This window comes from Pseudomonas sp., assembly GCF_026224925.1.
Classification (GTDB): Bacteria; Pseudomonadota; Gammaproteobacteria; order Pseudomonadales; family Pseudomonadaceae; genus Aquipseudomonas.
Genome location: NZ_JAMFRV010000231.1, coordinates 1 through 4884 on the forward strand (window position 1 = coordinate 1; position 4884 = coordinate 4884).

A 4884-nucleotide genomic window follows, 5' to 3' on the forward strand; every position below is an offset into this window, starting at 1 on the left:
ACCGTCTCCAAAGACTTGGCTCTCAGGTCATTGAGATTGTCTTCTAAGCGAGCAAGCTTGCCGCTGTAGCTTCCCATGTTTGTGCCAAGTTTTTGCACCGCAATGTGCAAACTATTGAGGTTTATACGCCATTCCTGAACGGCGGTTTTTTGATCCTCTAATGCAGCCAAAAGTCGCGACAAGGAAGCATGTATTTGCTCCTGCTGTGGGTTTGGCATGAGTGACAGGGAAGGTGGCTTCGAATGAAAGGGAACAATCTGCGCGCCGAAACTATTTTCAGACATGAGAACCTCGCCAATAGTTAAACTGAGGCTAGGAACATTTTAACTTTTTATCAAGAATATTCTCAAAAATTAGACATATGTAAGTGTGGAATCAAAATAAAACCGCCAATGGAGATCCCTCACTGGCGGTTTTGATCGATCTTGGCTGGCCGATCAATCGCCTGAAGCGAACAATCCGTTTTTTTCAGGAACTGCTGCGGGCGACAAAGCCTTCACCCGTGCCGGCAGAGCAGCCATGACAGCGACAAACACCGATGCCACATAGGGAAGCGATTGGGTGAACAGCACCAAGCACCAAAGTTTAGACTCCACCGAACCCAGATGGGTTACGAGCGCCACACCGATCAGCGCAGCCCAGGTGGCAACCATCAGCACCAATTCCTCGCGAGCCATCACCAAGCCCTGCACGAGTGCCGGAGCATTTTCCATCTTAGGGGTACGCAGGAAAGGCGCTGTACGGATCACCAGACCTTTGAGCACTGCCTTGCCAATCGTGTGAGAAAGAGCCAGGCCGGCCACTGCAGCGCCGAGCCGATCGGCCCAACCACATTTCACGCGGGCAGAGTAAAGTGAAAAAATTTGCACCAACTTGAAAGTGAACAGGCCCAGCGAAGGCAACATAAACAATGCGATCGGGAACACGAAACGGATCGGGTTGATGATGATGCCCAAGCTCCAGGCCAGGCCCATCAGCAGGAACACTAAGCCTAGACCATCACCAACCCAAGGCAACCACCCCATTACAAAGTGCCAACGCTGACCGAGAGTCAGATCCTTAGTAGCAGGAGAAAACAGAGCTTTCATATGTCCACGGCAAATCTGCATCGCGCCATAAGCCCAGCGGAACCGTTGCTTACGGAAAGCGGCGAAATCATCAGGCATGACGCCTTTGCCAAAGCTCTGTGCCGAATAAACGCCTTCCCAGCCGCCGCGCATCAGGCGCAAGCCGAGCTCGCTGTCTTCACAGATGGTCCATTCGGCCCAGCCGTTTACACCCTGCAGCGCTGATTTACGTACCAAAGTCATGGTGCCGTGCTGGATCACCGCATTGCGTTCGTTACGGGTTACCATGCCGTTCTGAAAGAAGCCGGCATATTCCCAGAACATCAGACGCTTGAAGAAAGAGCCGTCATTGTCGCGATAATCCTGAGGGCTTTGCGCGAATCCGACCAGCGGGTTGGCGAAATGAGGCGTCATGCTACGCAGCCAATCGCGGCTTACGATATAGTCGCTATCGATCACGCCCACCACCTCGGCGTCGGATGCGGTCTCACGCATCGCAAAGTTCAGCGCGCCAGCTTTGAATCCGGGCCATTTACCCAGATGGAAAAAGCGGAAGCGAGCACCCAGACGGGCACAATGTTCTGCAACTGGCTCCCAAAGGGCAGGATCTTTGGTATTATTGTCAATCACCAGCACTTCGAAGCTCGGGTAATCCATCTCGGCCAGCGCATCGAGCGTAAGCTTCACCATGTGGGGCGGCTCGTTGCAGATGGGAATATGGATTGAAACTTTGGGCAAAGGCGCGTTACCACGCACAGGCGCCGTATTAGGAATACGGCGCCACACACGGCCAAAGATCGCCTCGGCCATTTCGAAACTATCGGCCAGAAGCAGCATGATCAGCAATGCTTGGCCAGCGGCCAGCGCACTCCATACTACCAAAGAACCACCGGTCAGATATTGGCCGTTCATCGCCAGCAACACACGAGCCAGCACCATACTGAAGCTCTGGGCTAAACCCGCAAACATCAATTTACCAGGCAGGCTGATATCGGGACGCCGTGACAACAGCAGGCCTGAGGCTATCACCGCCATTGCCACCGAGATTCCAGCCCAAATCAGCCATTTTTGGTCTTCCGTCACTGAGCCTGTCATCGACCATTTGGCGTGACGGCTCTGATCCATCATGCCCCAATAGCCTGCAGCCATACCTTCAAATGGTGTCTTCCAAGGTTGGTCGAATGCTTCCATCACGAAGTAATTATCGATGTGCCGTTGCGCGGCGACGTTGAAGAAGCTGCGCAGAAACATGGCCTGATTCTCACGGCTGGCCACAGCGCCACCAAGGGTAACGCCATTGCTCGGCCAACCCACTTCTCCCACCACAATCGGCTTGTTTGGATAGGCGTGCTGTAACTGGGTGTACCAGCCCATAATCTGCGGCATCGCATCCTTGATCGGCGTTCCGTTCCAGTAAGGAAGCAGATGCACGGTGATCTGGTCCACAGCGCTGACAAGTTCGGGGTGCCGCAGCCAAACATAAGGTGGCTCAGCGGTCGAAACCGGAACATGAGTAGCCGCTTTTACTTTAGTAATGTCCGCGATGAGTTGCGGCAGCGAAAGATCACCGCGATACTGGGTTTCATTGCCCACCATCAGCCGTTCGACGTTGGGATTTTGATTGGCAATGCGAATTAGGCGGCTCAATTCTGCGGCATTGTCGGCTGCCTTGCGGTCAAGCCAAGCTCCAAGAGTAATTTTGAGGTTAGTGCCCTCGGCCAAGTGCGGAATGTCGGCAAACTCGCCCGCCACAGTGTAAAGTCGGATGTGACCGGTTTGCGCCGCAGCCATGGCAAGGTCTGATTTGATTTCGGCGGTGGTGGGCTGCTTTCCATTTTCACCCGATTCGCCAGCATGGTAAGGCGAAAAAGCAAGTCCGGCAACGCGCCCGTTAAAGTCAGGCGGCGTTACAGGTTGCTCATGCCAGCTCCAGGCGCCAAACGCAGCCGCCGCTGTTACTGCCAGCGCCACCAACGTGGTGGGGTGCAGCAAACCACGCCAAACCGGCAAGCGAGGGCCAGCCGAACCAGTGGCAGCAGAGACAAGGGCGGAAGGATGGGTCATGGTAGTTTGCGTCCCAAAATGGGCCTGATGGGCCCGACGCACAGTTTCTAAAAGATCACTAGGGCGATGAACCGGCCTGAATGTGGCGAGTTTAAGGCTTTGCGTTGTGATTGGTGAAGTATTTTTCTATTTCAGCGTGAGCATCAATCTGAGATGCAACGCGGTTGCTATGGCTGGCTCCCATATTCCTGCTAAAACCAACACATGAGCATTGTATCCGAACTGCTGATCATATCGTTGCTGATTCTGCTGAATGGAATATTCGCGTTAAGCGAAATGGCCATGGTGTCGTTGCGGCGCGCGCGGCTGGCTGTACTCGAACGGGCGGGTCGAAAGGGAGCTCGGCTGGCGCATGAATTATCCGAGAATCCTGAACGTTTTCTACCCACAGTACAAGTAGGTATTACCACAGTAGCTATTTTGTCGGGCACATTCGGTGGGGCCCGCATCGCTTCAGCGCTGGCGGTGTGGCTGCGCGAACTGGGGCTGAGTGGAGCGCCCGCAGATGACATATCCTTGGTTTGCGTGGTAATCGCGATCACTTTCATGACCATGATTTTCGGCGAATTGGTGCCCAAGCAATTGGCGCTGCGCAACCCGGAAGCTGTGGCGCTGGTGGTGGCTGGACCGCTGGATTTTGCGGCTCGTGCCACGAGACCTGTTGTGGGAATTCTTGCAGGTTTGTCGACCTTGGTGATGAGGCTGTTTGGTCCTGCTGAGGGCGACCGGCAGGTGGTAACTGAAGATGAATTGAAAATTTTGCTGGCCGAGGGCGCAGAGGAAGGCGTTTTAGAACACGAAGAACGCGATATGATCGAACGCGTATTACGCTTGGCCGACAAGCCGGTTCGCGCGATTATGACGCCGCGCAACGAAATTGTATGGATAGATCGCAATGACGCCCGCCGCGAAGTGATCGAAGAATTGCGAGCGACCCCGCACAGCCGCTTCGTGGTATGTGACGGTGCAATTGACAACGTGATCGGCGTCGTTTTGGCCAAAGATCTGCTTGTTAGTCTGCTGGATGGCCGAGATCTGTCCGTCGACGACGCACTGCGCAAGCCATTAGTGATGCCGGATACCGTTACGGCCCTGGATGCCCTGCCACTTTTGCGGAGAGATCCGCTGGGCTTGGCTTTGGTAATGGATGAGTACGGTAGTTTTGAGGGATTAGTGACCGCAGCCGACGTTCTGGAAGCAATCACTGGCGATGCGTTGGCTCAGGCCGCCGCGGCAGAACGTCCTACGCAACCTGTGGATATGGAACTGGATGGCATGACAGCGGTAGATGATGTGAAATCGCGCCTCGGTTTGCCGTCTTTGCCGGCAGAGGGCAGCTATCACACTTTGGCAGGTTTAATGCTCGCATTGTTGCGCCGGGTGCCGCAGGCTGGTGACCGTATCACTTTTGCTGGGTGGCGGTTTGAAATTCTCGACATGGAAGGTCGGCGCGTCACACGGATACGGGCAGTGAAGGATCTGTTGGCCGAGAATTGAATTAACGGGTTCATCGATGATCGCGATCCAAAAAGACGATTGGAATTGATGATTCAGATGAAATAAGCCTTCCGCTAATATCGCCGGCCTGCGGCAAAATGCAAACTAGGAGACGGACATGAATATCATTGGTCCCGAGCAGCTTATTTTCGGCGTCGAAGATCTCGACGAGTCAATCAAGATGGCGCTCGATTTTGGATTGAAACAAGTCGAGCGCACTTCGCTCGGGGGTGTTTTTGAGGCCTATGATGGTACG

General features: G+C 54.3%; 3 protein-coding genes. 1 reads left to right on the plus strand and 2 read right to left on the minus strand.

Annotated features, from left to right (window positions below):
* Positions 1 to 284, minus strand: a 284-nt coding sequence (locus tag M0974_RS09985; RefSeq protein WP_297835812.1) for a hypothetical protein, incomplete at its 3' end; no start/stop codon positions are given.
* Between the two features lie 153 nt (positions 285 to 437).
* Entirely contained in the window at positions 438 to 3131 is a 2694-nt protein-coding gene (locus M0974_RS09990) for a glycosyltransferase (protein WP_297835813.1), read from the minus strand.
* Between the two features lie 204 nt (positions 3132 to 3335).
* On the opposite strand from M0974_RS09990, the gene M0974_RS09995 reads away from it, so the two are divergent.
* On the plus strand, positions 3336 to 4628 hold the full coding sequence (locus M0974_RS09995) for a hemolysin family protein (RefSeq protein ID WP_297835815.1): 1293 nt from the start codon (positions 3336 to 3338) through the stop codon (positions 4626 to 4628).
* Positions 4629 to 4884 lie beyond the last annotated feature (256 nt).

Excerpts from the sequence above, each read along its gene's own strand:
- M0974_RS09990 (WP_297835813.1), bottom strand. The coding sequence starts at position 3,131 with ATGACCCATCCTTCCGCCCTTGTCTCTGCTGCCACTGGTTCGGCTGGC.
- M0974_RS09995 (WP_297835815.1), top strand. The coding sequence starts at position 3,336 with ATGAGCATTGTATCCGAACTGCTGATCATATCGTTGCTGATTCTGCTG.